The organism is Fictibacillus barbaricus, assembly GCF_014635025.1.
Taxonomy (GTDB): Bacteria; Bacillota; Bacilli; order Bacillales; family Fictibacillaceae; genus Fictibacillus; species Fictibacillus barbaricus.
Window position 1 is genome coordinate 881,436 of sequence record NZ_BMCE01000002.1, and the last position, 26,225, is coordinate 907,660.

Genomic DNA, 26,225 nt, shown 5'->3' on the forward strand with positions numbered 1-26,225 from the left:
ATCTGCCAATAAAGGGGTACTTACCTGTCGTATACCCCTTATACTGGAAGAAAAAACGGCTGAGATGGGGAATTTTCTGCAAAAAAGAAACTTATTTCCTCTTTTTGCGTATTTCATTTAAGATATAGATAAGAAACTATTTTTGGGGGATTCATACATGGCTGAAAAAGCAGAAAAACAAAGTCAATCCCGTTTGTGGACGATTCTAGCGGGTATTGGTTTGTTCTTATTGAGCAAATTAAAATGGGTGTTCGGCTTATTAAAGATAGGCAAGTTTGCGACACTCATTTCGATGTTTATATCACTTGGTGCGTATGCGGCTTTTTATGGATGGAAATTCGCTGTTGCTATCGTTTATTTAATCTTTGTGCATGAAATGGGTCATTTAGTCGCCGCTAAACAAAAAGGAATCAAAACATCACCTGCCATATTCATACCGTTTATGGGTGCAGCGATCGGTATGAAAGAAATGCCGAAAAATGCTAAAGATGAGGCATATATTGCTTATGCTGGTCCATTATTCGGGTTATTATCGTTCCTTCCTGCTGTTTTTCTTTATGAAACAACAGGTGAACCATTCTGGGGCCTTGTTATCTTTTTAGGTGCCATGATCAATCTATTTAACTTATTTCCTGTTTCACCGCTTGATGGCGGAAGAATTGTTGGGGTACTTTCTACAAAAATCTGGTTTATAGGGTTGCTCATCGTTATCCCTTACTTATTTATCTCACCTGATCCGATTATCTTCTTGATCTTTATATTTGGTATTTTGACCTGGTGGAAAAGAGTTCGAGAAGACTTTGAACAAAACAAGACAAAGCAGACTCTTGAATCGTTTGTGGCCGAGGAGGAAAAGCTTGCAGGTATTAATCGGGAAATGGATGAATACCAGGAAATGCCGAACTTCGGTTATATCATCGGTACTTATTTAGAAGATGTACGCGTCGCAAAAGATAGACTTAAACGCAATATACCAACTGGGTTCGCATTCCCTGTCCTGCAGGATAAGAAAAAATTAAAGAAACACCGTACATTAGTAGAAATAGAAATGTTGAATAACCGTGAACGGTTTTTACAGACCCTTCAAGAAGACTATGAAAAGGATCGGCTTCATAGAGAGTTCGCAGGAGAAACTTACCTAGATGCTGACCCGGAAGGTGCTGTTACACTCCCTGAACGTCCAGAGTTCAATCACACAATTTATTTTGATACTTATGAACAAAGTTTGCTAGCTGAAAAAGCCAAAACTGAAAAACACTACGAACAGACGAAGAACTATTATGTTTCAAATACAAAAACAAAAATTGCAGTGTTATTTATGTATCTGCTCCTCGCGGGTGTACTGTCCGCATTTGTTGTTTACGGAAATCATCTCATGGAAGTCAACCGTTTTCTGCTTAATTAAACACCTCAGACCTTGAGGTGTTTTTTTATACCCTTCTTTTGTCCTGCATGTTTTCTAGTTTTTAGTTCATTGGTTCGAAAAAACCATTTTAAGGAAAAGGATATTTGGCTTATCTTTGGTTTCCTTTAAAGGATACAGAAAAGAAAACTCGAATTGTGAAGAAAAATAGAAAAAGGAGCGACTTAAGAAATGAGGAAAATGATGAAGATTCTCTTTTCACTTGCGATGTTACTTGGGCTATTTACAAACACCGCTTCTGCTGAAAATGGAACCACGAACACAAATGCCGTTGGACATGATATGTATGTGGACGTTGCAGCAGCAACACTCTGGGTGGGTCCAAATGCTGCCCGGCCGCTCGATGAGCCATCCCTAACAAATCCAGTCGATCTAAGAAGCTGGACAACTGGAATGTCTTATGAAGAAAAACTATGGTTAGTCGGTGAGCTAGAAACACAAGCACTATACGGCCAAAAAGTCCGCGTTTTAGAACAGCAAGGTGATTGGGTGAAAGTGGCTGTTTACGGCCAGCCTACACCAAGAAACTCACTTGGATACCCTGGTTGGATGCCCCTTGCACAGCTGACAGCATCTGATCGCTTTAAACATGCTGAAGGAAAACCTTTTGCACTGATCACGAGCCCTACAGCATGGCTTTCCAAAGCTCCATTCGGTCATGATAAAGATCTAGAATTAAGCTACAATACGAGACTGCCTGTTTTAAAGGAACTTTCAAACACAATCGCTGTTCTAACTCCTCAAGGGAAAGTGCGCTGGCTTGATGCGAAAGATGCAAAAGTGTATAAGAGCGACATTGATATTCCTGTACCAACAGGAGAGGCACTTGTAGAAGAAGCGAAAAAGTTTCTAGGGCTTCCTTACTTATGGGCAGGAGCAGCTGGATTCGGGTATGATTGCTCCGGATTCACTCATACGATCCATAAAGCAAACGGCATCACGATTCCGAGAGACTCCGGACCACAATCTAGGGAAGGTTTGATCGTTGATAAAGATAAGCTTCAGCCCGGTGATTTGATGTTCTTCGCCTATAATGAAGGTAAAGGGAGTGTTCATCATGTGGCGATGTATGCTGGTAATGGTATGATGATCCACTCTCCTAATACAGCATCAACGGTTCGTATGGATCCTATCTCTACACCTGCCTATGCAGTTGAGTTTTCTGTTGCAAGACGTTACGTACCTCAACAATAAAAGAATAAAAAAAGCAGTGAACATTCCCAACTTGAGAATGCACTGCTTTTTTGTTCTATTCTAAACCTTCGATTGTCAATTCGGTGACCGGAAGAAACACTTCACCTGTATTTTGATAAGTGACCTTTACTTTATCAGCTTCTTTAAGATAGATTGCAAGCGGATTACTTTCAGAAGATACGATAAAACTTTGACGATTATCGAGTAAGAAGGATACGATCGTATAATCTCCTGATTTTTCTTTGTATACCCGAAGAACTGTACCACTCACTTGTTTATCTTCTGCATCTGAACGTCCATCAACGGTGCCTCCACCTCGCTGCAAAGCTGTCTTGTATTGTTTTATTGCGGCATTGGGCGTATTTCCAAAGACTGAGATCTCAGGGTTTGCAGCTGAGACTATAAAATAGTTCTGCAAGAACCCGTTCGAATCGAGTACAGGTGTCAGCCAGCTTGCTTCTCCATAAAAATTATAGAGTACCGGCATCTCACCTTCCCATTTCTTTTCAATGAACTTTTTCTCGATGATCTCTAGTGCCCCTTCTGAATCCATGTATGATTCTTCAAGGTTACCTGTATAATACGTTGCCTTTCCTGTTCGAGCATTCGTTAATGAATAACCAAGCATCGAATCAACGCCTTCTTTTGGACTTGTAAAATCGGTAAAGTAATACATCTCTCCATTTTCATCAAAGATCGGGCTTACATTTGCTTCCGTTCCTTCATCAGAAGGCAGTTTTATATCTTTCTTACCAAACTTGCTGTTCCAGAACCCGTGTACATAATTTCCGAAATAACTGTTTTGAAGGCTAACTGTTTCAGGTGATACAGCACCATCAATAAATTCAGGAATATCTTTTAAGCGGTAATCTTTCGTTTGACCATTCTCAGGGTTTGTTACAACAATCCCTTCAACTTTAAAACCGTTTCGTGCAGAGATAAACTCACCGTAGGAACGAATATAAAACGGCTTCCCCTTATCATCTACTTCAAGCTGAGAGTCACCGTGAAAGATGTATTCCGGAAAATTAGAGCGCATATGACGTTCAATGTTTTTGTTGAAGTACGAAGAAGGTGTATAAGTCATTTCTGATTTTACAAACTTCGGATTCGCAGATGAATCTGTTGCACTCAACATGAAATAACCAGGTGTCACATCACCGTTCACCCACTTAAATAACCCGGAGAACTCAACCGGTGCAATGTAAACATATTTTCCATCTACCTTTTGGATCTGAAGGTTGCCTAATTCATAAAAGCTCGTGTTCGGTACTTGACCAAACGATTTTCTCATTTTGTTTCGTGCAAATTTAGGCGGAACACTAGCTGGTGTTTCTTTTTCATCAAAAGACTCGATTTCCGTTTTTTCATTCATTTTTGATGTATGATACTTTTCTTCTGCATTAAACAATCCCGCTGATAAAAAATAAATTCCCACGATTAAACTTAGTATGAACAATACCGACTTGACGAGCCTCTCCCTGCCTGTTGCAAAAATTGCCCCAATTGCTGTCGCAACGATTGCTAGAATCCATATAGAAGAAAAATTACGGTCTAGATTCGTCATATAGTAGAAGATAAATACAACTGGTATGGTGAAAACAATGATCCCAATCATAGCACCTGTTGAGTTGTTCTTCTTTTCTTTTTTGGATGATTTTCCACTGCTTGCAATCGGCAAGATTACAAGTGCAGCGGCAAGACCCACAATGATGGAAAATAACAAGATGTTCATAAACTATCCCCTTTTTAACATGTACTTTCCTGCCCTATTAAGCAATACGGATGAATATGTAAAAAGTTCCATACTCTAGTTAACTCTAAATGACACTTCGTTTCTATGAAAGATTGTCTTGAAATTACCGAGGTTAAAATAAATAAAAAAGAGCTTAAAATAATTTAAGCTCTTCATCTTTGTAAAAAAATAACACGCCCCGGTTACGAGGCGTGTGTCTAAATAAAGAATGATGGCATGGAGATAAAATTCCACACTTTTTTAGTGAATCCCTTTCTTTTTGAACCTGCCGCCTTTTACTTCTGCAATATCGGCTATAGCCAGGAATGCACTTGAATCAAACTCTTCGACAATATCCTTTAGCTTTGCTTCTTCTAGTCGAGTAATAACACAAAATACAACGCCTTTTTCGTCACCGGTATATGCGCCTTCTCCTTTTAAGTACGTCACACCGCGTCCTAGTCTGTGAAGGATTGCTTCCCCTATATCTTTATGATTTTCACTGATTATCCAAGCTGATTTGGATTCTTCTAATCCTGTAATCGTCAAGTCAATCGTTTTAAAAGCGATAAAATAAGCAATCAAAGAATACATCGCTCTATCCCATGTGAAGACGAAGCCAGCTGCTCCTAGAATGAAAATGTTAAAGAACATGATGATTTCACCAACAGAAAATGGCAGCTTGTTGTTTGAAAGAATCGCCAAAATCTCCGTACCATCGAGTGATCCACCGCTGCGGATCACCATACCGATCCCGACCCCAATAAAGATTCCACCGAATACTGTGGCTAAAAGCAGGTCATCCGTAAAAGGCGGTACAGGATGTAAAATTGTTGTTGCAATAGAAAGAATTATAATTCCATATAAAGTAGAAAAAGCAAATGTTTTACCAATCTGCTTATAACCAATAAAGATAAATGGTAAGTTTAATGCGAATAGGAAGATTCCAAGACTTGCTCCAGTCAAGTGCGATAACATGATCGATATCCCAGCAATACCGCCATCAATAACATTATTCGGTACTAGGAAAATCTCTAGTCCAACAGCCATTAAAATGGCACCGAATGTAATCAATATGGCTCTGGCAGCCAGTTTTCCTTTTGTTAATTTACGATGCTGCTTAGTTAACTTTTCGACGATTTGTGTATTTGTTATTGTTTCTTCTGACATAAATTTACCCCCAATACGATTCCTATAGTCTTACATCAATCTGGGTCTTTATGATTTCATCCTTTGAGATCCCAAGATATTTTAGTGTTTCGGAAGGACTGGAATGATTAAAGTGTTTTTGTAAAAGAGATATAGCAACTCCACGTTTGTATGCATGATACCCAAATGTTTTACGCATCGAGTTTGCTCCGATATTTCCTTTTATACCCACTTTCTCGGCAGCTTGGTGTACAACACGGTAAGCTTGCTGTCTAGTAATTGGCAGCTTTGTTTTTTTAGACATAAACAAATAATCGTCTCTCTTAAGATTTGCACATTGAATATATTGTGAAACGATTTTTTTTACTGTTTCATTAAGAAAAATTTCTTTGTTGGCTTCTGATGGGGACAAGGTGTAGAAATCCTTTATAACGCATTCCTCAGTCATTAAATCTTGTACTTTAATCGAAAGCAATTCGGAGACTTTCAAACCCGTATTAATCCCAAGAACAAAAAGAACATAATCCCGCTCCGAGCTTTTCTTTAAATAACGTTTAATGGCGTTTATTTGCTTAATATCTCTTAGAGCTTCAACATATTCCATCTGAATAATCCACCTTATACTATGTTACATAATACCAGTATAGCATATGATTATGTAACATTAAAAAGATATGCTTAAAGACATAACCTTATTAATATGTTCAGTTTTTCAAGATATAAAAAACCTCCCTGAAAAGGAGGTTTTCTTTAAAACGATTCAATATGATCTTCTTTTATAGGGAATATTTCAAAATCCGGATATGCCTCTTGGACCTTTTTAACGAAGTTCTCAACGCCGAAAATCTCCGTGTATGTATGACTTCCAACATAAAGATTAATACCAGCAAATTTGGCATATTGTACTGTATATAAGGTGCGTTCCCCCGTAATAAACGCATCACAATCCTGTTCTTTTGCATACTTGATCAACGCTGAATTGTTACCAGCTCCCGTTAGGATAGCTATCTTTTTCACTTGACGTTGATGATTTTGCCACGCCATAACGGGTTCATCTAGAACAGTTTCAAGCCGCTCCTTTAGTTCAGAAAAAGAAAGAGCTGTATAGTAGATACCGATACCGGGGATTTCCCTTTCATCTTGAAAAGTTGATAAGCTTGTAATCTCATCTATCCTTAGTCTTTCAAATAAAGCGGTACATGTTCCAAATTCTACAAAATCAAGTGGTAAATGCGTAAAATAATGCGAAATCTGATGTTTTTCTAACTCTGTAACACAAACTTCTCTCATACCATAAATAAAATCCCAAGCATCATGATGCGTGATCAAAAGATCAACACCATACTCGTTAGCCTTATATACCGTTTCCGGTGTAAGATTTGTAGCATATGCTATTTTTTTGATTTCTTTTTCTACCCGATACGTAAAACCGTATTCCCCATCATCTTTAAATTCCTTCAGCCACTCACCAAATAACTGTGGCATGAGCCCTTCAAATTCACTTGTTTTCATAACAACTTCTCCTGTTCACTCGTTTCCGCTATTATACATATTTTTTCCAGAATGAACCATCAAAAAAGAGCAGGTAACTATCACCTGCCCCATCTTACTATTCATACTTATCCTCATCCTGCAGGGAATTCTCAAGATGCTTCATTAAGTCATAATAATCATCAGGCCTCTGAAACTGCTCAACAGACCAGTGTTGTTTGATCCATTCGGCTACTTCACTAGCACTGTTAAAGACTTCACCCGTTGTATCGCTGTCCCGGACCGTAAAGACCATATTGTCATAATCAACTGTGACGTCACATGGAAACTTGCCGTCTTTTTTATACAGCGAATATTCCACCTCTCCCGCCTCCTTATTAATTACATTCTTACAGAAGTAATACCCACTCTAAAGCGTTTTTATGACACATAACAGGAGAACTTTCTAAAAGAGGTATAAAACGCTCGTACTACGTTCATTCTGATAAGGATTGCTGTATTCATGGATTAATAACGAATTTTAATGAAAAGGAGAGAGAAACTAATGAACAAAGAAAATAAAAGGGAAAAGAAAGTAACGCCATCATTAGAAAATGAAGTTCGCGGTGAATCAGTGGATAAACATCAGATCCAAGAAGATGCCAATATATACTTAGATGAAGGCGAGATCAGCCAACAGAATAATAACCTATAAGGAGGACTGAATATGCAAAGCTTAATGATTAAGATATTAGGAATTCCGTTAGCTCTAATCCTAGCTAATTTTTTGTTTGAAAGCGTCGACTTTCACCTTGTGCAGCCAATGATCTGGATTACGGTTATATTAGCACCGATTGGAGTATTGATGGAATACATCACGATTCCGCGGATCTCTTATAGCAAGCAGCTTACACTGGATGCGGCTACTACCTTTGTTCTCGTTTACCTGCTTGGTCTACTTTTACCTGGAGTGAGTATTTCGTTATGGGGCTCGTTCTTGATCACCCTTCTTATTACCGCCATGGAAGCCATGGTTCATAAACATTTAATCTCGGATCATATGGATCACTCATACCGCTAACTAAAAAAAGTGATTATTCTAAACCTTGATAATCACTTTTTGTTTGCTTTTATTTTTCACAAATATACACAAAAGCAGGTGGAAAATTTTTTGGAACAAATGAAACTTCCACCGTTCGAAAATGCTGGAGGAATGTCTTTTTCATTTGAGTTGAATATTGAAAAGCTACAAGAACCCCACCTGGCCTTAGTGCCAGGTACACCTCTTCAACAATCTCTACGCGAATATTTCTATGAAAGTTAGCGAAAGGCAATCCTGAAAATATGGCATCTAGCGATCCTTCCCTATTTCCAATACTTTTTATAATTTCACGTGCATCTTCGTGAACGAATGTATTAGGGTACTGTACCTTTAATTTTTTTCGCATTTCTTGATCTTTTTCAAAAACATGCAGTTTTGTTTCTGGCTTCATGGAACGAATGATTTCAGACGTAATTACCCCTGTACCTGCTCCTAGTTCAGCTGCTTCATTAATATTTTCCCAACTCAGTTCAGCTGTCATTTTTTTTGCTAATGCAACAGAACTCGGAAACAGGCTTCCGATCTGCATGGGTGACTGTATAAACTTTTGTATAAATAATGAGGTTCCGCCTTCCATCCTCAAACACCTACTTAATTCCGATTATTTCAATCAACTTTATCTATAATATTCCATTGTAAAAAATGTGGTGAGAGGTATATATGGAGTTGACCCGCCTATTTATTCAGTTAAGGATATTGAACAATAACTATATTTTTTCTCTTGCCTTTATTATTTTGGAATGGTAAACATTAAAATTTATGCTAAACGGCAATAAGCGTATATAGCGAAAAAAAAGACTTCCCTACTGAAGGGAGTCTTCTTTGATACTACTTTTATGAAAACCGTATATGATGAATAGGAATTTAAAGCAGGATATCTGATCCTAATTGATTTATAGTCCAAATAAAAAAACCGGCTGTATGAAGCCGGTTTATCGTTTTTGATCTACATAAAGTTAAGTGGCTTTTTCCTGTGCAGGCGGGGAAAGAATATCCTTAAATTGTTGTTCAAGATCCTGCAAGGAAAGCTCGTATAGATGTCGTCCATCTTTTGTTTTATATATGTTATGTAGCAACAAATCAGCTATTAAATTTTCTCGTTTCTGATGGTCCGCTGACATGCTCGATCCCTCCTGTAAATCTCTTCAACATATTTCTTACCCGTTAATGATGGAGAAATAACTTTTCAATTATAGTTTATGTATAAATACTTTTAATGTGAAGTGATTTAAGACCTATTATCTTTCGTCAACATTACCCGCTTTTGGCTAAATTGTCAAATGTTTCAAGGATAGTGATTGTCTTTAACAATGTAAAGCTTATCACGTGAAAAATGGCATTTTTCACGGAAAAAATATCACTTATCACGGAAAAATAGATGTCAATCACGGAAAAGTCATACTTAATCACGGAAATCCTTATAACACACAAAAAAGATTAACAATGAAATTCAATCTATACTAAAAGCCGGGGCAGATCCCCGGCTTTATTATTACTATTATGCTCCCTTTTCCACCTGCACTTGGTGAGGATATGGAATTTCAATGCCATTAGCATCTAAAGCTTCTTTTAAAGTTTTTCGTAATTCACGCTCGACTGCCCATTGTTCCCCATTGATCGTTTTTGAAATAACCCGGATTACCACATCTGATGATCCTAGGGTATGAACACCCAGGACGTTTGGACCTTCCATGATGCTTGGGTTTGCTTCTTTTACTTTGTCACAAGCTTCCTGCAGCACGACAATCGCTTTATCAATGCTCTCTTCATATGCGATACTTATGTCAACTAATGCACGCATGTTTCCTCTCGAATGGTTTGCGATCGTACTGATCTCCCGGTTTGGCATGTACGAAAGTGTACCGTCGAACGCACGAATATGAGTCGTTCTTAAACCCACTTCCTCTACAATTCCGCTAATACCACCGATGGTTACATAATCCCCAACATCGATCTGCTTTTCCAGCAAAATAAAGAAGCCTGTTACTACATCGCTGACTAGCCCTTGTGCGCCAAATCCTATGGCTAATCCAACTACACCGGCTCCGGCAATAAGTGTTCCGATCTCAAGACCAAACTGTTTAAACAAGATGCCAGCAAAAACAAAGATCAAGACATATGAAAATAAGTTGGCAACCAGCTTTTGCAGCGTGATGATTCGACCATTTGACATTTTACGATGTGATGCTGCTTTATCAAACATACGATTGATCAAACGTCTTCCGACTGATCGAATGATGATGAACATGACAATGATCAAGAGGAATTTAGCTGCCCATAGTCCAGCCGACAGCAACAACTCAACCCAATTTATTTTTTCTAGCCATTTTTGCCATTTCTCCAAAAAAACCACTCCCACTATGTACAATAGAATACTCCCTATTGTAACAAGGCATGGCGTGGCTTTTCAATCTAAAAAATTATGTTGCCATAACAGGGGTCCGATCGATGTTAAAACCCATATCTTCTAGCATCTTATGATCTTCTGTTGACTCCTGACCTGCGGTAGTAAGATAGTCTCCAACAAAAATAGAGTTCGCAGCATACAAACCTAGAGGCTGTAAACTTCTTAAGTTCACTTCACGACCACCTGATATCCGAATCTCTTTTGTTGGATTAATATAACGGAATAAGGCTAACACTTTTAAACAATAACGAGGATCTAGCTCATCTGTTCCTTCAAGCGGCGTTCCGTCAATGGCGTGCAGAAAGTTTACGGGAATAGAATCTGCATCTAATACTTTTAAACTTCTTGCCATATCGATCACATCTTGCTTTGTCTCTTTCATCCCAACAATAACCCCAGAACAAGGGGATATACCGCTATCCTTAACAACATTTACTGAATTTACTCGATCATCGTATGTATGGGAAGTCGTTATGTTTTCGTGATTTCTAGCCGATGTGTTCAAGTTATGGTTGTATCGGTCGACTCCCGCTTCTTTTAGGCGTGCAGCCTGTTCCGGTTTTAAGATGCCAAGACATGCGCAAACTTTTAATCCATAAGTTTCTTTAATCTCTTTTACAGCTTCTACGACTTTATCTACATCTCGGTTCGTCGGCCCTCGTCCGCTCGCCACGATGCAGTATGTACCCACATTCAAGTTATACGCCGTTTCTGCACCTTTAACCATCTCATCTTTATCCATCATTTTATACGTTTCGATCGGAGCTGTTGAAACGATAGATTGCGAGCAGTATCCGCAGTTCTCAGGGCATGCACCTGACTTTGTATTGATGATCATATTAAGTTTTACAAGATTGCCGTAATAGTGTTTTCGAATCTGATACGCTCCGTGCAACAATAAAAGCAGATCCTCATCTGGACATTCTAATATGGAAAGAGCCTCTTCATTCGTGAGCTCTTGGCCCTCCAATACCTTTTCAGCAAGTGCATTCCAAATCATCATCTTTCCCCCTTTTAACATGCGTGTTTTGTGCGATGTGACATCGTTTTTTTACGTGCAATGTTAATTCGCATAGCTAACAATCCGGCACAAACAGCTAAGATTACATCCTTAGGTAGCGGAACCATCATCCACGCCCAGACAAGCGAATACGTGAACCCTTCTGGTGCATCCGCCCACATTTGATACGCTAAAAACATCAAGTTAGTCCCGACAGCGTAGTTAATGGCTGTCCCTGAAAGAGTTGCTGTGACATAGGACACTTTGCTGCCATTCTTTTCAATAATCAATCCTGTAAAATAGGCTACTAGAATAAAAGATAGTAGGAAACCAAACGTTGGAGAGATCACCGTTGCAAATCCACCCTTAAATTGAGCAAAAACAGGCGCCCCTACTAGTCCAACAACTACATAGACGCTCATAGCGATCGCGCCTAATCTGCTTCCTAACAAAGCTCCCGCAAGAATACAGAAAAACGTCTGCAGTGTAATCGGAACTCCCCCAACTACCATAAACGGAAAGATAGTTGTAATGTTGGCACCGATCGCCATCAGAGCTACAAACATTCCAATCAATGTAAGATCAATCGTTTTTAACCCCTTGCTTCGTGCTGTCATGTTTAAACAAACCTCCATAAGTAAGAATCATTATATGTCTAAGGATAGCGAAGGTTTCGAAAAGCGTCAACTTATAAACAGACGTTGGTTAACATATATAATAATAGAAAACCACTCTGAAACTAGAGTGGCTTTTTAAGATCTCGATAGATTTTCGTGAGTTTTCCTTCACTAAAATCAGCATTCGGGATGTCATTTTTTTGTATCCAAACTCTGTTAACCTTGACTACTTACTCTCTTCCACTTTTTCATGAAGCATCTCATTTGAGGGATCCACTGTTTCTGAATCAGTCTCACGCTGCTTTTCCTCTTTCCATGTTTCCTTTTCATTGTGGATCTGATGCAGTTTTTTCACTTGTCGCTGCAGCTGAATAACTTTAATCAAACCAAACAATCCTACTGAAAGACCACCAATAACAGCCGAACCCAAGATGACCAGAACTAAAGGCCAGTTGGCTGTTCCAAACAGGTAATTAATTTCAACGTCACCAACATTAATAACAGCAAATGTAGCAATAATCAGAGCAAAGATAAAACCAAATAACAAGTACAATTGCATTTTCAAAAATATCACCTCATTGTTATCTATTCCCGTAAATGCAGGAAATTCACTTCGATTCGTTAATTTTTTATTATTGGATTTGAGCTGAGTTGTTTTCGGGTATTCTTTTTAATAAGGTGGTGCTTATTTGACGATTAAAGCATTTATTTATGATGCATATGGAACACTTTTTGATGTGCATTCAGTTACAGAAAAAGCAGAAAGCCTTTTTAATGGCTACGGAAAACAGATTAGTGAAGCATGGCGGCAAAAACAGGTCGAGTACTTTATGTTACACCAGCTGACAGACCGTTATATACCTTTTTCTGAAATAACGAAAAACGCCCTTTCGTATACGTTAAATAAATTATCTCTTTCATACAAAAAAGAAGACCTTGATCACTTAATGAATGCTTATCTAGAATTACAAGCATATGAAGAAGTCAGCGAAACACTTAAAAATCTTAACAGACGAAAAGTAAAACAAACTATCTTTTCTAACGGAACAAAAGACATGCTTACACCATTAGTTAAAAAAAGAGAACTCAGCGACTTTTGTAATGTATTATCTGTTGATGATGTTAAGCAATACAAACCCTCTCCTGCTGCATACAAGTATGCTCATGAATCACTTGGTGTAAACTGCGATGAAATCTTATTTATGAGCTCTAACTTTTGGGATATAACCGGCGCATCTTCATATGGCTTTAAGACCGCTTGGATCAATAGATCAAAACTGCCGGAAGATGTTCTTGGTATCGAGCCAGATTATATATACAGCAATCTGAAAGAACTTTTAAACATATAAAAGAGTGGCCCTATCGTGTGTGGCCACTCCTTATTTGTTTTCTGTTTTTTTGTTAGATGAAACAAAATAATCAGGTATGAGCAGTGTCCCCATAAAGAACATACTCCCACCAAATATGCGTATATATCGTTCATGATCTGATTCTATGGTTAAAGATACTATCATGATCAGCGCTCCAAGTATAACTAATGTAATCCCCAGGTAACGTTTTCTCACTATATAACACCCCCAAATTGTTTTCACTTACTAATTAAAAAGTTTCGTAATGAATGACTTTTTCTCCTCCAACTCTTTTTCTTGTTCTTCTGAGGTTGGAACCTGCTCTACATCCACACCACTTATCATGGGTTCTGCCATGTCTTCTGTAAATTGAATGTGAGGCACCACCCATCCCATCTCACCCTTTTTTACGTTAACCCACACATCTTTCTGACACTCTTCACAGGATTTCAATCCGTAATAATGTAATTTATAGACATACTCATTCCTGCTTATTTTCCATTGAAACAGATCCAGCTTTTCAAACGTGTAAGTTGGTTGATCTTCCTTGTTGGTCTCTGAAACTACATCCATGTATTTAACTTTTTCTGAATCCGATAACAAAAGATACTTCATAGATTCGTTATTTTGCATCTCCGCCTCTCCCCATTGGCTTGCAATTCCTTGGGCTTCAATGCTCGAATCACTAAAATCGACAAAAAGGAATACAACAGAACTTATGATTAATCCAATAAATATGACTATTAGGACAAACGAAAATCGTATATTTTCCTCTTTCAATTCAAGTTTAAACTTCACTTTGTCTGTATTCATGCTGCGCTCCTGATTAATTAATTATTTCTGCACTTACAACGGTTTTCCAAGTAACGGGGTCATGGCATTTCATGGCAGGTGTTAAATAGATTTCTTTGTGATTATTTTTCAGTTGATAGCCTTTGTCCTGTGCAAAACTCATTACTTCTTCCAACGTTTTGGCTGTTTCATGGTAATGTCCAATATGTAGCTTTTGCACACATAATACCAGCTCTGTAGTAAGGAGCTTCATAGGCGGTAGTTCTTTTTTTAGATTTTTTGCCACATGATCTTGTGCTGTTTCAAACATCTCTTGTGTAATACAATCAGGGACCTGCATCATTTGCGTAGTAATCGACCGACCTTCATTTTTTTCATGCCACAGAATCTCATGTGGCATTAGGGTAAATTTATAATTTAGCGTGTTCTTTGTAATGTTTTTAAGTTGGTTTACAACTTTCCATACGAGCCATTCTTCATCGATCGGTTCTGGTCGTCCTGCCCAATCCATTCGATAAGCCGTATTCATCTTTTGTGCGATAAACTTCATTGCAGGTACTTTTCGAACAGAAACAGGTCCAGACTTCATTCTATAGATATCTCGGTGAATTTTTCTATGGTCATAAGTTATTGCTTTTGTAGTCAAAAAGGCCACCTCTCCATTAAAATAATTGGAAAATTATGATAATATAAGACTACCATATTTTTGTTCGAATTTGGTTACAAACTGCAGGTTCACTTTATAAAATCATAAGCAGAAAAAAAGTTTCACTGTTTTCCACAAAAAATAAACGCCTGGCATCTGCCATGCGTCTATCTGTATCTACTATTCTTTTCAACTTCCTTCAAACCTTCTTCTAATCTCTCTTCATCTAAGTCTTCTCCGATAAAAACGAGTCGAAGCGGCATCTTCATCAATTCTTTTTCGTAAGACGGCAATCCGTATGAGTATTGAAAGAGATAAATTTGATCCTCGTATTTGATATAGCCTTTAATTCGGTAAATAGAAGACGGAGCTTCACACAGCCAGTTTTCAAACACTTTTTTGTTCACTGGCCCGTTGAACGTATAGACCCACGTTTTTACCTTTAATTTTTCTGTTGATATCGGTTGATGTTCTGAGCACTGTTTTCCCGCAAGTGAAAACAGCCTTGATAATTCCACACTGGCATAATCCGTTAATATGTATGGTGTTCCTTTGTTCAATCGTTTAGCATCACGTTCTAGCTGTTCCTTTTGTTCTGGAGACAAACTGTCAGTCTTGTTCCAAACGATGTAATCAGCATGTTTAATCTGCTCGAGCATCAGCATTTTTGCCTGAACACTCATTATATCCCGATCAAGCCATCTCGGAGCATCCATAACGGAAATAATTCCTGACACAGAAAGTTCATCAAGCAAATAAGGGGACAAGCATGCATCTAAAACATCTATCGGATGTGCTGCACCGGTCGCTTCAATGATTAGAGTATCTAGTTCGTTCTCTTTACAAAGGGCCCAAAGTTGCTTTTCTAGCTGATCAGATAACGAACAGCAGATGCATCCATTCAACAATTCTTTTAGCGGCACATCACCCGGTATAACATCAGAATCAATAGACACTTTACCCAGTTCATTCATTAAGACCGCTGTTTTATGATTCCGTTCTTTCTCATACACAAGCAGCTGTTTCAATAAGGTTGTTTTTCCGCTTCCTAAGAAACCGGCTAAAATTATTACATCTACTTTCTTTTTCATCGTTCACCTCAAACCAGTAATGTTACTCGTTTCATTTTAACATAATACAAAAAAACAGCCTTTTTAAAGGCTGTTTACATTTGCTTTCGCTAATAACTTCTTAATGATATCCAGACTGACCTCTTCCCAAAGCGCATGGTCTGTCGTAAATAAAGACGATATTTTTTCCGCAAAAAGCTTAAATGCTTTCTCGTACCGTGGATCTTCTTTTGATGGCAGTTTCTTCTTCCGTTCTTCCACCAGTTGCTGCAGTTTCGGTGCCCTTGGTCCCCACTTCACAATTTCTTTTCCATTTTCATCGATAAAGATGATGATGGGAATAGATTTGGCTTTTCCTGTTAAGTACCTATTCATAAGGTCAGGATGTTGATCGCGTAAGATAAAACGAATATCAATGAGTGCTTCATCTGCCATGCGCATAAAAACAGGGAGATTCAGCATCGCATCACCACACCAGTCTTCGGTAATTGCGATAGCTCGCAACCGGCTTTTTTGCATACCTTGCAACGCATCTTTCATAGGATCTGGAAGTACGAAAGAATTATAGATCGTTAGAAGATTTTCTTTGTGAATTTTCATAGAGTTTATATATGCATAGCGAGTCATGCCTTTTTCAAACCATGTATTGAGGTCAGTCATACTGTGTTCCTCCCTGTTCATCTTGTACTCTTATTTTAACCAAACAAGGGGGAGTTGTGGCAACGAATATGGCTTATATTTATTTTTTTGTTTCTTTTAACCTGCTCTAAGTTTTTTCTGGAGTTGGGAAACAGCAAATAAAAGCAGGTATCTCTCATTCGGCGTTAACCTGAGCCAGTCCTTCGCTTTGTACTTCATACTGATTTCCACCTTTCACTAACATTTGAACCCCTGTACCTTTTAATTACCTCTTTTTTCAAAAAAGAAAACTTTTTTAAACACATTTGTTTTCGTCATTTAATGAGCTTTTTCGCGATTTTGCTTTTATTTATATGTTACTTATTATATTTTTGAAGAAAGAAGACGGGTTTCTTTTCATAAAATTAAGGGAAAAGAAATGAAAAACGGGGGAGGAGTAATATGGATATGAAAATGCTTAGCGAAGATGTAAAAACACTTTACTTTACAGACGATGGAATGATTCCGAATCATCCCTCCTGGCCTGTATTATTGTATATTGGAAAACTAAAAGAGCCCCAGGATGCTTTGGAAATATTTGAACAGAACGGTTGGAGAAACGGATGGAAGAATGGCGTGTTTGACTATCATCATTATCACAGCAATACACATGAGGTTCTTGGTGTGATAAGCGGTGAAGCCGTTTTGCTACTTGGCGGTGAAGAGGGTGTTTCTGTTACCGTTTCAAAAGGTGATGTGATTGTACTTCCTGCTGGAACAGGACATAAATTGATAGGTTCGAGCACAGACTTTAAAGTAGCTGGAGCTTATCCAAACGGAATGGAACATAATTTAAAAAAAGGTACTCCTGATGATCGTCCTAATGTATTAGATGATATCATGCTAGTACCCCTCCCAGATACAGATCCTTTGTACGGAGATAAAGGTCCCCTTCTGGAGTTATGGAAAAAGTAATACACAATCGTAAAGAGCGACCAATAATGGCCGCTCTTTTTATCCTTTCCTCAGACAAACCAAAAGCTGCCCTTCCTGATGTTGCAATAGCAGGTGATTCACGGTTTGATAAAATTTGAAAACAAAAAAGTTGGCACAACGAATGTTCGTGCCAGCAAATAAAATAACTACGATTATTTCAGTTAAAGTATTCATATAGCTCTCCACCATTTGGAACTAGGAAAGTTACGTGAACCGAGCGTTACCGTCTCGCCGATTTGCGGGGTACATATAGAAACTCCTTCTATTTCTGCAGCTTTTACAGCACGTTCAACAGGTTCTGTCCAATCATGCAGAGACAATGAAAATGCACCCCAATGGATCGGAATCATCATTTTCCCCTTAACATCAATATGTGCTTTTACGGTTTCTTCAGGCATCATATGAATGGCAGCCCATTTCTCATGATATTGTCCGCATTCCATCAAAGTAAGATCAAACGGCCCATATTTCTCACCGATTTCTCTAAAATGCGGTCCATATCCGCTGTCACCACTAAAATAAATCTTTGAATGTGTGCCGCTTAAAATCCATGAACACCAGAGTGTTGCATTACGATCCGTTAAACTTCTGCCAGAAAAATGACGGGCAGGTGTAGAGACGAGTGTAACTCCAGCCACCTTAATTTCGTCCCACCAGTTACATTCTTGAATGCGGTTAGGCTCGACACCCCATCTTTTTAAATGCCCGGCAACTCCGAGTGGAACTACAAATTGTTTTACCTTTTGCTTAATTCTTTTTATCGTTCCATAATCCAAATGATCATAATGATCATGCGAATATACGACTAGGTCAATCTGCGAAAGCTCTTCAATCTCAAAGGGAAGCTCCTTGCTGTATCGTTTGTTGCCGAACCAGGGAACAGGTGATGGAGCCGTTCCAAACATAGGGTCTAGTAATATTCGTTTTCCATCTAACTCTACCAGAAATGCAGAATGGCCAAACCATGTGACCTTCGTTTTAGAATCTGTTTGTTGTGCAGGAAACGCATATCGCTGAATGGGAACAGCTTTCTTTGGCTTTCTGTTCGGATTTCCTCTTAAGAATTCCTTTAATACAGGCAGCATGGAACGAATATCCGTTGTCATATCAGTCTTTATTTGATTCAAAAACTTCCCGTTTTCATGATGTGGATGTTTGCTGAAAGTGTCTTTTTCAGGCATTTGTCCAAAAACAGGGTAAAGTTTTAAAAATAAGAATACAGCAAGAATGACAGCTAATATGACCAATAAGGCTGTGAGCATAGCTACTTCCCTTCCCATATGTACGTTTTTAAAATAAGTCTACCCTTATAGTTTCCATTAAATCAATTAAAAAAGCTGATCGGCTTCAGACATTTTACGTGTCCTGAAAGATCAGCTTTCATTCTTCTTATTCATTTACGCACTTTCCTTTTCCTTTTTCTTTGCTGTTTTTCTACGCTTTCGTTTCTTCTTTTTTTCCAGCTCTTCTTTTTTTGCTTTGTTTTTTGCACGCCTTCTCATCTCTTCATAGATCCTGACACACAGGGTCGCGAAGCTTATAAGAAGTGCCATAATCTTATATGCCATCCTCAAACACGCCCTTCCTTCCTAAGAAACGGGCAGATTTTAAGATTCTGACTCTTTCGCTGCAGCCGTTTCAATAGGAGTTCTCATCACTCTAAACATCTCCTTTTCACACACTGCCTTTTCTTGAGCGTTCAGTACCAGCAATCCGTTTCCTTCCGCCTTCTTCGTCAACCCGATGCTTAGTGTATTTTTTACAAGCTGGGCATAAACTTCAGCTTCAGATAGTTCACGGCCGAACAATTTTTCTTCACGTTCAATTAATAAGGCAGCAGCACCAGAAACGTGCGGTGTTGCCATAGAAGTTCCGGACAGCTTGGCATATTTATTTCCAGGATAAGTTGAAATAACATCAACGCCTGGGGCTACAAGATCAATCTCATCATTCGTATTTGAAAAAGGAGCAAGCTTCATTTTAGAGTCTACTGCACCAACTTGTACCACTTCTTTATACGCTCCAGGATAAGCATGTTCATTTGTATTCTCTTTGTTGTCCCCCTCATTTCCAGCCGCACAAACCACAAGTACATCTTCTAAAACAGCGCGTTGAACAGCTTCATGAAGCTCAGGAACATCAGTCGGACCGCCTAGAGACATCGAGATTACACGTACTCGTTCTCCGTTCTCTCCCCGCCATTTTACAGAATAATCAATGGCATCAATAATTCCTTGATACGAGCCGCCGCCATCTTTTCCAAGCACCCTGCAGATTAAGAGTTTCACATCTGGTGCCACACCCGCAACTCCCGCGTTATTTAAGGTAGCTGCAATTGTACCCGCCACGTGTGTACCATGATAATGCGCATCACTATAATCATCTGCATCACCATCTACAAAATTTCTTCCTCCTGCAATTCGGTTTGCAAGTTCCGGATGACTTGAATCACAGCCTGTATCAAGTACAGCAACGACAACACTATTGCCTTTTTCGCCTTCACGCCAGAAAGCAGGTGCGTTAATCATCTCAACCCCATATGGAATTTCTTCTTTTGAGACTTCTAATACCTCTTCAAGGACAAAAGGGATTAAACAAACTTCACTCATGATTTTTTACCTCCTTTTTATTTAAAAGAATAGTGTTAATCATTATCGAGCTTTGGATGATTTGGTATAGCAGTGGAATAAAAGACAGGAAACGGAACCTCCTTTCTTATCGTGAGTTTACTCTAAGAAATAAAGATTCTAGATGGAGGGGTTGTATATCAATTCTACCAGACTGTTAAATGTTGCCTCAAGTCCTGACTTTAAAAATAAGGCATTAAGTCTACATCGACATTTTATGCAAGGCGAACGTACGTCCTTATTCTTATGTGTTGCCATGTTTCGACAACGTTTACTAGTCTATTAAAACTATCTAGATAAAAAGAAAACTCTCAAGACTGGACGTATATCCAACCTTGAGAGAAACATTTCTTAAAGATTAATGATTAATAACGAACAGCATCCGCTGCGTTTACACGGCCTTTAGAGTAATATGAACCTGTTCCCGGAACATAATCCGCTGTGTTCTCGATCGCTGCACGGATATTAGCTGCGCTGCGTCCCTGTGAAGCTAATAATCCAGCAATCCCTGCAACTAGCGGACAAGCCATTGAAGTACCAGACATGTATGCATAACCACTGTTACGAACAGTAGAAGCAATGTCTACACCAGGAGCTGCAACATCAACCCAAGATCCATAGTTAGAGAAAGAAGCTCTGTTATCATTACGGTCAGTTGCTGCTACTGCAATCGCACCAGAGTAGTAAGCTGGGTAGCTAGGTGCAGAGGTGTTTTCGTTACCTGCGGCAACGACTACAACAGACCCTTTAGAAACTGCATAGTTTACAGCGTTTTGCAGAGAAGTTGATCCGCTTGGTCCACCAAGGCTTAATGAAACTACTTTTGCACCTGAATCAACAGCGTGGTAGATTCCATTTGCGATGTCATCTAGAGATCCGCTTCCGTTAGCATCAAGCACACGAACAGCGTAGATCGATACGTTAGGTGCCATACCTGCAATTCCTCTTGCATTGTTCGTTTGAGCAGCTGCGATACCCGCTGCGTGAGTTCCATGGTCATGACGGTCCATTGGATCCCAGTCATTGTCTACATAGTCATATCCTTTGATAACTTTTCCTGCTAGGTCCGGATGGTTGTAGTCAACACCTGTGTCAAGAATAGCAATTTTTGTAGAAGATGAACCGCGCGTGATGTCCCAAGCAGATTGTGCGCTAACTTTTTGCGGTGCATACTGCACTCCGTTTGAGAAATACGTATCATTTGGTGTCCACGAAGCATGGTATGTATAGTTTGGCTCCGCATACTCTACATCTCCACTCGCTTCATATTCTGCAATAGCTGCTTCTACGTTTCCATCTTTAACTTTAATAACGTGGAACTTAGGTGTTTTTTCCTTCACTTCGTCTTTGGCTTTCATCGCTAAAGATTTTGCTTTTGAGTCAGAAACGTTATCTTTAAATTTTACGATAATTTCTTGAGGTGTAACGTTCGCTTTCACTTCTGTACTTTTTGCGGCTGCCGCTGGTGATGCGAGAGATACTACTAATGGTAAAACTGCTGCCATAGTGGCAATTTTCTTGATCATTTACTTCACTCCTCTAATTTGGTGTTGAACTACAATTTCTAATATAGAGGGGAATTAACAGAAAATAAACAAAAATTTTACTATTCTAGCAAAAACAAATAGATTCTACTAAATTTTAAAAGTTTTGACTTAAATTAGTAAAAAGGTCATTCTTTCACTTCATTTTTTATTGAATCTTTCTTCATCTAGACGTAGATAAGACCTAGTACGAAACGAGATAATTTGTAAATCAAAATGGTTCAATATTTAAATTTCTGATAAAAGGAATATCTAAGGAAGAAACCAACGATTTGAGAGATAATCTAATGTTAAAAGTCCAGTGTTTAGTGATCCAGAGCGCAACGCTTCAGTACCTTATGGCATCCACTATCATAATGGTAAGCTTTATGAAAATCATGGGGAGCACGGAGAACCCGCACTGTTTTTAATTGACGACCAGATGAGGGTCCTTTACTTTGATATTCAAACAGGTCTATTTGGAAGGCCCACGCCTGATGATTTACGAACAACGATTAAATACATTAAGAAAATAGTAAAATAAAGTGAAGAACGGAGTGAGGCATAGGATAGCCACACTCCGTTTTGCTAAAAAGATAATGTGTTTTCGTTTCACTACTCCTCTTCCCCGCCAACGAAATAGTCATTTTTCCGATAAGACAATGCACTTACATGAGCGACAAGATCTTTTTCGCTCTCAACCCTCACCTCATACCAGGAGGTTCGATGATTTCGCTTAATTTCAGTAGCTATTGCTTTAATTTTCTCCCCCTTTTGGCAAGCGGCTAAATACCCGATGTTTACCGAAAGCCCTACCGAGGTTTTTCCGTATGAATTACAGGCAACCGCAAATACAAAGTCAGCAATTGCAAAAAGTGCTGCACCATGTGCAGTACCATGAGCGTTCAGCATATTTTCCGTTATTGTCATCTCGGCTGTTGCTGTTCCAGGTCCGATCTCTATTAACTCGATCCCTAACCATTGAGCAAACGTATCTCTTTTGAGCTTTGCTTGAATCTCCTCTGCGTATTGATAATGGAGTTCCGTGTCATCTCGTTTTATTCTCAATTCAATCACCTCTTATAAGAAATTCCTTTTGTATCTGTAAATCCCCTTCTTCCCCTTATTTTCTTAGCTTTTCAATTAACAATGTACGAAATAAACGTTTCAATACTTATCCCAAATCTTTACCACAATATAAAAAAGACCATCTGCACCATGCAAATGATCCTATCTTTTGTTATTTAGTTGCTTCAAAAACAAAACTCTGCCTTGCATGAGTGGGTTTTTTACCATATTCAAAATCAGCACTAATCGATACATTCCTAAAACCGATACTTTCCATGATTAGTTTTAGCTCTTCAATTCCGTACCAACGGATGGCAAAACGCTGAAGCTCCGTTTGAATCAAACTTCCTTTACGCCATTTTTCATATTTCAAATAAGATACTTTGTACTGTTCAAAAAAGTTTACATCTACAAGTTTATCTTCCATCGTAATGATATCTCCGTTTGGACAATCAACGGTTAATGTTCGGAGTACCTTTCCTGCTTCAAAATTTTCTGTTGGAAGAAAAATATCTAATAAAAGGGGTCAGATACTTGTAATAACAGTACCTGATCCCCCAATTTTTAATTAAACGGCAGATTCTTTTGTTTTAACTGAAGCTGATGTTGATGTTGTGTTTTTCTTTTTCAATATAAAGTAAGAACTAACCACTAATACGGTGATGAGCAATGTCAGGAACAGCTGTGAACGCATGGACTCAATGAACGCCATCGAGACAAGAATGACTAGTATACTAGCAATCGTAAAATATGAAAGCCCCGGAAACAGCCACATTTTCATCTCTAGCTTTTCACCTTTCCCCTCCATTCGCTTTCTGATCACAATGTGTGAAATGGCAATGGCTAAATACACTAGTAATGCGATAGCCCCTGATGCATTAATCAAAAACATAAACATCTTATCCGGTGAGACAAAATTAAAGATCGCACAAATATAAGCAACCACAGTTCCAATCCAAACCGCACGCGTAGGTACTCCTTGCTTGTTCAGCTTAAGGAAGGCACGAGGCGCATCACCTCTTTGAGCAAGTGAAAAAATCATCCTTGAATTGGTGTACAGAGCTGAATTCAAGCAAGAAAGTACTGATGTTAATACCACTAGATTCATGATAAACGAAGCACTTGGGATGCCTATCAAATCTAGCATGGTAACGTATGGGCTTTTTAAAGCAGTCGTTGAATCCCATGGCAGCAATGTAACGAGTATGGCTACAGAACCAATGTAAAAAATCAGGATCCGCCAAACGACACTTTTAATGGCTATTTTAATGGTTTTCTTCGGATCTTCTGACTCACCTGCAGCAATTGCTGCAATTTCAGCACCAAAATAGGCAAAAATAACAGTCGCAACACCAAGAAAAATGGAACTTATTCCATTCGGCGAAAAGCCCCCATTCCCAAACAAGTTAGAAGTACCAGGCGATTCGACTCCCGGAAAAATATTCAAGATTATGGATAGACCAATCCCCATGAAGACGGTAATGGCAATAATTTTAATGAGTGCAAACCAATATTCAAATTCACCGAACGATTTAACCGAAAATATATTCGTAAGCGTTAACAAAAATGTCAGGATAAGGCTCCATGCCCAAATTGGGATAGATGGCATCCATTCATGAGCGATCGCCCCTCCGGCAACAGCTTCTATCGCGATAACGATCACCCAGAAGAACCAATACAGCCAGCCAATGGTATAACCAGCCCATGGCCCGATCGCTTCCCTGGCGTATGTGGCAAATGAACCGCTATCGGGATTCTGGGCAGCCATCTCCCCCAGCATTCGCATCAGAAAGACAACTAGCAAGCCTGCAAATGCATACGATAGAACTGCACTTGGGCCTGTTGTATTAATAACAGAACCAGCTCCTACAAATAAACCTGCACCAATAATTCCTCCTAGAGAAATCATTGTAATATGCCTTGTTTTTAATTGTTTCTGAAGCCCCTCTTTATTTTCCAATATTATTTCGCCTCCTTGTTGTAGTCGTTCTTATAAACCGTGACTGTCCAACACGCTGTATTCAACAGCGGACAGGCAAAGAGATCGTTAAAGTCCGATTGAGATGTATTTCACTTCCAGGTATTCTTCAATGCCGATCTGGCTGCCTTCACGCCCCAGCCCGCTTTGCTTCATGCCACCGAATGGAGCTTGCGCTACAGAAGGAAGGGCATCATTTAATCCTACTATGCCGTACTCCAGCTGATCAGTAATCGTAAATGCCTGGCTCAAGTTTTCTGTATACACATAAGCAGCCAATCCATACGGTGTGTTGTTTGCCCGTCCGATAACCTCTTCTGCTGTTTTGAAGGTAGCGATTGGAGCAAGCGGCCCAAAAGTTTCCTCGTTCATGCACAGCATATCGTCGGTAGCATTTGTGATAACTGCAGGATTCATGAAGTATCCTCTACTGTTTTCCAGCGTCTCACCCCCGTAGGCAAGTGTGCCGCCTTTTTCGATTGCATCATCAAGGTGCTTTTTTACTTTTTCAACCGCATTCGAATCAATAAGCGGTCCGATATCTGTTCCTTCATCTGCGCCATTGCCTACTTTTAAGTTGGAAACCGCTTTAACAAAAGCGGCACTAAAAGGAGCTGCAATGCTTTCATGAACATATACCCGGTTCGTACAGACACACGTTTGGCCTGCGTTCCTGTATTTTGAAGCAAGAAGCCCGTGTACAGCTTTTTGTATATCTGCATCTTCCATTACGATAAATGGTGCATGGCCGCCCAGCTCAAGAGATATCTTTTTTACAGTATCTGCGGCCTTTCTCATCAGCAGCTTGCCAACTTCAGTAGATCCAGTAAACGAGATTTTGCGTACGCGTGTATCTTTCATCCATGCATCACCAATCTCTGCGGCATCGCCAGTTATCACCTGAAGCACACCTTTTGGTATTCCCGCTTCCTCAGCTAGTTCAGCTAGTTTAATAGCAGTCAGCGGCGTTTGTTCTGCCGGCTTCACCACTGCTGTACAGCCTGATGCTAAAGCAGGTGCAACTTTTCTCGTAATCATCGCTGCCGGGAAATTCCATGGAGTAATCGCTGCAATGACACCTACTGGTACCTTTTGCACAAGAATCCGTTTGTCCGGATGTGAAGCAGGGATGGTTTGTCCGTAAATACGTTTTCCTTCCTCAGCAAACCAAGAAATAAAGCTGTTTGCGTATGTGATCTCTCCAATTGCTTCTTTTAACGGCTTTCCTTGTTCTTTCGTCATCAATCTCGCGAGATCTTCAGTCGATTGTTCGATTAACTGGTGCCACTTCATTAATAAGGAGCTTCTCTCTCCGGCCGTTTTTTTGGACCAATCTTTAAAAGCTTCATGGGCACGGTCTACAGCTTCAGCTGCTTCTTTACCTCCGCTGTAAGGCACAGTAGAAACAATGTCTCCATTTGCCGGATTTAATACTTCGATAATTGGGTTCATGTGATCACT

32 protein-coding genes are annotated in these 26,225 nt (G+C 39.2%); 8 read left to right on the forward strand and 24 right to left on the reverse strand.

Features of this window, described 5'->3' with window-relative positions:
* Positions 1 to 157 precede the first annotated feature (157 nt).
* Both IEV52_RS22855 and IEV52_RS13895 read left to right on the forward strand, forming a co-directional pair.
* The gene (locus IEV52_RS22855) at positions 158 to 1,405 is read left to right on the forward strand and encodes a site-2 protease family protein (RefSeq protein ID WP_188403109.1); all 1,248 of its coding nucleotides are present in this window, start codon (positions 158 to 160) and stop codon (positions 1,403 to 1,405) included.
* A gap of 189 nt (positions 1,406 to 1,594) precedes the next feature.
* Positions 1,595 to 2,617, forward strand: a complete 1,023-nt coding sequence (locus tag IEV52_RS13895) for a C40 family peptidase (RefSeq protein ID WP_188403110.1) — start codon at positions 1,595 to 1,597, stop codon at positions 2,615 to 2,617.
* Positions 2,618 to 2,672: 55 nt separating this feature from the next.
* Here the strand turns inward: IEV52_RS13895 and IEV52_RS13900 are convergent, their stop codons facing one another.
* The 5 genes from IEV52_RS13900 to IEV52_RS13920 all read right to left on the reverse strand — a co-directional run bounded on the left by IEV52_RS13900 (position 2,673) and on the right by IEV52_RS13920 (position 7,353).
* Positions 2,673 to 4,352, reverse strand: coding sequence for a hypothetical protein (locus IEV52_RS13900; RefSeq protein WP_188403111.1), 1,680 nt, complete (start codon positions 4,350 to 4,352; stop codon positions 2,673 to 2,675).
* A gap of 261 nt (positions 4,353 to 4,613) precedes the next feature.
* Complete coding sequence (locus IEV52_RS13905; RefSeq protein ID WP_188403112.1) at positions 4,614 to 5,522, reverse strand: YitT family protein; 909 nt, start codon at positions 5,520 to 5,522, stop codon at positions 4,614 to 4,616.
* A gap of 22 nt (positions 5,523 to 5,544) precedes the next feature.
* Positions 5,545 to 6,105 carry a tyrosine-type recombinase/integrase gene (locus IEV52_RS13910; RefSeq protein ID WP_188403113.1) on the reverse strand — a complete coding sequence of 187 codons (561 nt, stop codon included), beginning with the start codon at positions 6,103 to 6,105 and terminating at the stop codon, positions 5,545 to 5,547.
* A 146-nt stretch (positions 6,106 to 6,251) separates the two neighbouring features.
* Positions 6,252 to 7,013, reverse strand: coding sequence for a Nif3-like dinuclear metal center hexameric protein (locus IEV52_RS13915; protein ID WP_188403114.1), 762 nt, complete (start codon positions 7,011 to 7,013; stop codon positions 6,252 to 6,254).
* A gap of 97 nt (positions 7,014 to 7,110) precedes the next feature.
* Complete coding sequence (locus IEV52_RS13920) at positions 7,111 to 7,353, reverse strand: glycine--tRNA ligase (protein WP_188403115.1); 243 nt, start codon at positions 7,351 to 7,353, stop codon at positions 7,111 to 7,113.
* 183 nt (positions 7,354 to 7,536) lie between these two features.
* Between IEV52_RS13920 and IEV52_RS13925 the strand changes: the two genes are divergently transcribed.
* The gene (locus IEV52_RS13925) at positions 7,537 to 7,686 is read left to right on the forward strand and encodes a hypothetical protein (protein WP_188403116.1); all 150 of its coding nucleotides are present in this window, start codon (positions 7,537 to 7,539) and stop codon (positions 7,684 to 7,686) included.
* Positions 7,687 to 7,698: 12 nt separating this feature from the next.
* Positions 7,699 to 8,052, forward strand: coding sequence for a DUF2512 family protein (locus IEV52_RS13930; protein ID WP_188403117.1), 354 nt, complete (start codon positions 7,699 to 7,701; stop codon positions 8,050 to 8,052).
* 49 nt (positions 8,053 to 8,101) lie between these two features.
* Here IEV52_RS13930 and IEV52_RS13935 read toward each other — a convergent pair whose 3' ends face one another.
* From IEV52_RS13935 to IEV52_RS13960, 6 genes are all read right to left on the reverse strand, one after another.
* Positions 8,102 to 8,650 (reverse strand): class I SAM-dependent methyltransferase, encoded by a 549-nt coding sequence (locus IEV52_RS13935; protein ID WP_188403118.1) that lies wholly within the window; start codon positions 8,648 to 8,650, stop codon positions 8,102 to 8,104.
* 379 nt (positions 8,651 to 9,029) lie between these two features.
* Positions 9,030 to 9,194, reverse strand: coding sequence for a Fur-regulated basic protein FbpA (locus IEV52_RS13940; RefSeq protein ID WP_188403119.1), 165 nt, complete (start codon positions 9,192 to 9,194; stop codon positions 9,030 to 9,032).
* Between the two features lie 377 nt (positions 9,195 to 9,571).
* On the reverse strand, positions 9,572 to 10,417 hold the full coding sequence (locus tag IEV52_RS13945) for a mechanosensitive ion channel family protein (protein WP_229754294.1): 846 nt from the start codon (positions 10,415 to 10,417) through the stop codon (positions 9,572 to 9,574).
* A 76-nt stretch (positions 10,418 to 10,493) separates the two neighbouring features.
* Positions 10,494 to 11,483 (reverse strand): biotin synthase BioB, encoded by a 990-nt coding sequence (gene bioB, locus IEV52_RS13950; RefSeq protein ID WP_188403120.1) that lies wholly within the window; start codon positions 11,481 to 11,483, stop codon positions 10,494 to 10,496.
* Between the two features lie 11 nt (positions 11,484 to 11,494).
* Positions 11,495 to 12,097, reverse strand: coding sequence for a biotin transporter BioY (locus IEV52_RS13955; RefSeq protein ID WP_188403121.1), 603 nt, complete (start codon positions 12,095 to 12,097; stop codon positions 11,495 to 11,497).
* A gap of 226 nt (positions 12,098 to 12,323) precedes the next feature.
* Entirely contained in the window at positions 12,324 to 12,656 is a 333-nt protein-coding gene (locus IEV52_RS13960) for a LapA family protein (RefSeq protein ID WP_229754349.1), read from the reverse strand.
* A 130-nt stretch (positions 12,657 to 12,786) separates the two neighbouring features.
* Here IEV52_RS13960 and IEV52_RS13965 point away from each other — a divergent pair, with 130 nt between their 5' ends.
* Positions 12,787 to 13,446, forward strand: a complete 660-nt coding sequence (locus IEV52_RS13965; RefSeq protein ID WP_188403123.1) for a haloacid dehalogenase type II — start codon at positions 12,787 to 12,789, stop codon at positions 13,444 to 13,446.
* 30 nt (positions 13,447 to 13,476) lie between these two features.
* Here IEV52_RS13965 and IEV52_RS13970 read toward each other — a convergent pair whose 3' ends face one another.
* From IEV52_RS13970 to IEV52_RS13990, 5 genes are all read right to left on the reverse strand, one after another.
* Complete coding sequence (locus tag IEV52_RS13970) at positions 13,477 to 13,662, reverse strand: hypothetical protein (protein WP_188403124.1); 186 nt, start codon at positions 13,660 to 13,662, stop codon at positions 13,477 to 13,479.
* Positions 13,663 to 13,692: 30 nt separating this feature from the next.
* Positions 13,693 to 14,259 (reverse strand): hypothetical protein, encoded by a 567-nt coding sequence (locus IEV52_RS13975; protein WP_188403125.1) that lies wholly within the window; start codon positions 14,257 to 14,259, stop codon positions 13,693 to 13,695.
* A 13-nt stretch (positions 14,260 to 14,272) separates the two neighbouring features.
* On the reverse strand, positions 14,273 to 14,884 hold the full coding sequence (locus IEV52_RS13980; protein WP_188403126.1) for a hypothetical protein: 612 nt from the start codon (positions 14,882 to 14,884) through the stop codon (positions 14,273 to 14,275).
* A gap of 167 nt (positions 14,885 to 15,051) precedes the next feature.
* Positions 15,052 to 15,975 (reverse strand): CobW family GTP-binding protein, encoded by a 924-nt coding sequence (locus tag IEV52_RS13985; RefSeq protein WP_188403127.1) that lies wholly within the window; start codon positions 15,973 to 15,975, stop codon positions 15,052 to 15,054.
* 63 nt (positions 15,976 to 16,038) lie between these two features.
* Positions 16,039 to 16,614, reverse strand: a complete 576-nt coding sequence (locus IEV52_RS13990; protein ID WP_188403128.1) for a thioredoxin family protein — start codon at positions 16,612 to 16,614, stop codon at positions 16,039 to 16,041.
* Positions 16,615 to 17,034: 420 nt separating this feature from the next.
* On the opposite strand from IEV52_RS13990, the gene IEV52_RS13995 reads away from it, so the two are divergent.
* Both IEV52_RS13995 and IEV52_RS22585 read left to right on the forward strand, forming a co-directional pair.
* Positions 17,035 to 17,547: a cupin domain-containing protein gene (locus IEV52_RS13995; RefSeq protein WP_308464571.1), complete on the forward strand. Its 513-nt coding sequence runs from the start codon at positions 17,035 to 17,037 to the stop codon at positions 17,545 to 17,547.
* Positions 17,535 to 17,666 (forward strand): hypothetical protein, encoded by a 132-nt coding sequence (locus IEV52_RS22585; RefSeq protein WP_268234776.1) that lies wholly within the window; start codon positions 17,535 to 17,537, stop codon positions 17,664 to 17,666. The genes IEV52_RS13995 and IEV52_RS22585 overlap by 13 nt, the downstream gene beginning before the upstream one ends.
* 72 nt (positions 17,667 to 17,738) lie before the next feature.
* On the opposite strand, the gene IEV52_RS14000 is transcribed toward IEV52_RS22585, so the two are convergent.
* From IEV52_RS14000 to IEV52_RS14015, 4 genes are all read right to left on the reverse strand, one after another.
* Positions 17,739 to 18,848 carry an MBL fold metallo-hydrolase gene (locus IEV52_RS14000; protein WP_229754295.1) on the reverse strand — a complete coding sequence of 370 codons (1,110 nt, stop codon included), beginning with the start codon at positions 18,846 to 18,848 and terminating at the stop codon, positions 17,739 to 17,741.
* A 117-nt stretch (positions 18,849 to 18,965) separates the two neighbouring features.
* A complete protein-coding gene (locus IEV52_RS14005) occupies positions 18,966 to 19,136 on the reverse strand; it encodes a hypothetical protein (RefSeq protein WP_188403129.1) in 171 nt (56 codons plus the stop codon).
* A 39-nt stretch (positions 19,137 to 19,175) separates the two neighbouring features.
* Positions 19,176 to 20,177 (reverse strand): S8 family peptidase, encoded by a 1,002-nt coding sequence (locus IEV52_RS14010; RefSeq protein WP_188403130.1) that lies wholly within the window; start codon positions 20,175 to 20,177, stop codon positions 19,176 to 19,178.
* A 383-nt stretch (positions 20,178 to 20,560) separates the two neighbouring features.
* Positions 20,561 to 21,721 (reverse strand): S8 family peptidase, encoded by a 1,161-nt coding sequence (locus IEV52_RS14015; RefSeq protein ID WP_188403131.1) that lies wholly within the window; start codon positions 21,719 to 21,721, stop codon positions 20,561 to 20,563.
* A 319-nt stretch (positions 21,722 to 22,040) separates the two neighbouring features.
* Between IEV52_RS14015 and IEV52_RS14020 the strand changes: the two genes are divergently transcribed.
* Positions 22,041 to 22,262, forward strand: a complete 222-nt coding sequence (locus IEV52_RS14020; RefSeq protein ID WP_188403132.1) for a hypothetical protein — start codon at positions 22,041 to 22,043, stop codon at positions 22,260 to 22,262.
* Between the two features lie 71 nt (positions 22,263 to 22,333).
* On the opposite strand, the gene IEV52_RS14025 is transcribed toward IEV52_RS14020, so the two are convergent.
* The 4 genes from IEV52_RS14025 to IEV52_RS14040 form a co-directional block, all read right to left on the reverse strand.
* Entirely contained in the window at positions 22,334 to 22,786 is a 453-nt protein-coding gene (locus IEV52_RS14025) for a PaaI family thioesterase (RefSeq protein ID WP_188403133.1), read from the reverse strand.
* A gap of 172 nt (positions 22,787 to 22,958) precedes the next feature.
* Positions 22,959 to 23,213, reverse strand: a complete 255-nt coding sequence (locus IEV52_RS14030) for a hypothetical protein (RefSeq protein ID WP_188403134.1) — start codon at positions 23,211 to 23,213, stop codon at positions 22,959 to 22,961.
* A gap of 141 nt (positions 23,214 to 23,354) precedes the next feature.
* Positions 23,355 to 24,746: an amino acid permease gene (locus tag IEV52_RS14035; RefSeq protein ID WP_188403135.1), complete on the reverse strand. Its 1,392-nt coding sequence runs from the start codon at positions 24,744 to 24,746 to the stop codon at positions 23,355 to 23,357.
* 87 nt (positions 24,747 to 24,833) lie between these two features.
* Positions 24,834 to 26,216 carry an NAD-dependent succinate-semialdehyde dehydrogenase gene (locus IEV52_RS14040; protein ID WP_188403136.1) on the reverse strand — a complete coding sequence of 461 codons (1,383 nt, stop codon included), beginning with the start codon at positions 26,214 to 26,216 and terminating at the stop codon, positions 24,834 to 24,836.
* Positions 26,217 to 26,225: the final 9 nt, after the last annotated feature.

Excerpts from the sequence above, each read along its gene's own strand:
- IEV52_RS13925 (WP_188403116.1), top strand. The coding sequence starts at position 7,537 with ATGAACAAAGAAAATAAAAGGGAAAAGAAAGTAACGCCATCATTAGAA.
- IEV52_RS22585 (WP_268234776.1), top strand. The coding sequence starts at position 17,535 with ATGGAAAAAGTAATACACAATCGTAAAGAGCGACCAATAATGGCCGCT.
- IEV52_RS13910 (WP_188403113.1), bottom strand. The coding sequence starts at position 6,105 with ATGGAATATGTTGAAGCTCTAAGAGATATTAAGCAAATAAACGCCATT.
- IEV52_RS14040 (WP_188403136.1), bottom strand. The coding sequence starts at position 26,216 with ATGAACCCAATTATCGAAGTATTAAATCCGGCAAATGGAGACATTGTT.
- IEV52_RS14005 (WP_188403129.1), bottom strand. The coding sequence starts at position 19,136 with ATGGCATATAAGATTATGGCACTTCTTATAAGCTTCGCGACCCTGTGT.
- IEV52_RS13895 (WP_188403110.1), top strand. The coding sequence starts at position 1,595 with ATGAGGAAAATGATGAAGATTCTCTTTTCACTTGCGATGTTACTTGGG.
- IEV52_RS13915 (WP_188403114.1), bottom strand. The coding sequence starts at position 7,013 with ATGAAAACAAGTGAATTTGAAGGGCTCATGCCACAGTTATTTGGTGAG.
- IEV52_RS13930 (WP_188403117.1), top strand. The coding sequence starts at position 7,699 with ATGCAAAGCTTAATGATTAAGATATTAGGAATTCCGTTAGCTCTAATC.
- IEV52_RS13995 (WP_308464571.1), top strand. The coding sequence starts at position 17,035 with ATGGATATGAAAATGCTTAGCGAAGATGTAAAAACACTTTACTTTACA.
- IEV52_RS13975 (WP_188403125.1), bottom strand. The coding sequence starts at position 14,259 with ATGAATACAGACAAAGTGAAGTTTAAACTTGAATTGAAAGAGGAAAAT.
- IEV52_RS13935 (WP_188403118.1), bottom strand. The coding sequence starts at position 8,650 with ATGGAAGGCGGAACCTCATTATTTATACAAAAGTTTATACAGTCACCC.
- bioB (WP_188403120.1), bottom strand. The coding sequence starts at position 11,483 with ATGATGATTTGGAATGCACTTGCTGAAAAGGTATTGGAGGGCCAAGAG.
- IEV52_RS13985 (WP_188403127.1), bottom strand. The coding sequence starts at position 15,975 with ATGAAAAAGAAAGTAGATGTAATAATTTTAGCCGGTTTCTTAGGAAGC.
- IEV52_RS14010 (WP_188403130.1), bottom strand. The coding sequence starts at position 20,177 with ATGAGTGAAGTTTGTTTAATCCCTTTTGTCCTTGAAGAGGTATTAGAA.
- IEV52_RS13905 (WP_188403112.1), bottom strand. The coding sequence starts at position 5,522 with ATGTCAGAAGAAACAATAACAAATACACAAATCGTCGAAAAGTTAACT.
- IEV52_RS13940 (WP_188403119.1), bottom strand. The coding sequence starts at position 9,194 with ATGTCAGCGGACCATCAGAAACGAGAAAATTTAATAGCTGATTTGTTG.
- IEV52_RS14000 (WP_229754295.1), bottom strand. The coding sequence starts at position 18,848 with ATGGGAAGGGAAGTAGCTATGCTCACAGCCTTATTGGTCATATTAGCT.
- IEV52_RS13960 (WP_229754349.1), bottom strand. The coding sequence starts at position 12,656 with ATGCAATTGTACTTGTTATTTGGTTTTATCTTTGCTCTGATTATTGCT.
- IEV52_RS13990 (WP_188403128.1), bottom strand. The coding sequence starts at position 16,614 with ATGACTGACCTCAATACATGGTTTGAAAAAGGCATGACTCGCTATGCA.
- IEV52_RS14030 (WP_188403134.1), bottom strand. The coding sequence starts at position 23,213 with ATGGAAGATAAACTTGTAGATGTAAACTTTTTTGAACAGTACAAAGTA.
- IEV52_RS22855 (WP_188403109.1), top strand. The coding sequence starts at position 158 with ATGGCTGAAAAAGCAGAAAAACAAAGTCAATCCCGTTTGTGGACGATT.
- IEV52_RS13900 (WP_188403111.1), bottom strand. The coding sequence starts at position 4,352 with ATGAACATCTTGTTATTTTCCATCATTGTGGGTCTTGCCGCTGCACTT.
- IEV52_RS13955 (WP_188403121.1), bottom strand. The coding sequence starts at position 12,097 with ATGACAGCACGAAGCAAGGGGTTAAAAACGATTGATCTTACATTGATT.
- IEV52_RS14015 (WP_188403131.1), bottom strand. The coding sequence starts at position 21,721 with ATGATCAAGAAAATTGCCACTATGGCAGCAGTTTTACCATTAGTAGTA.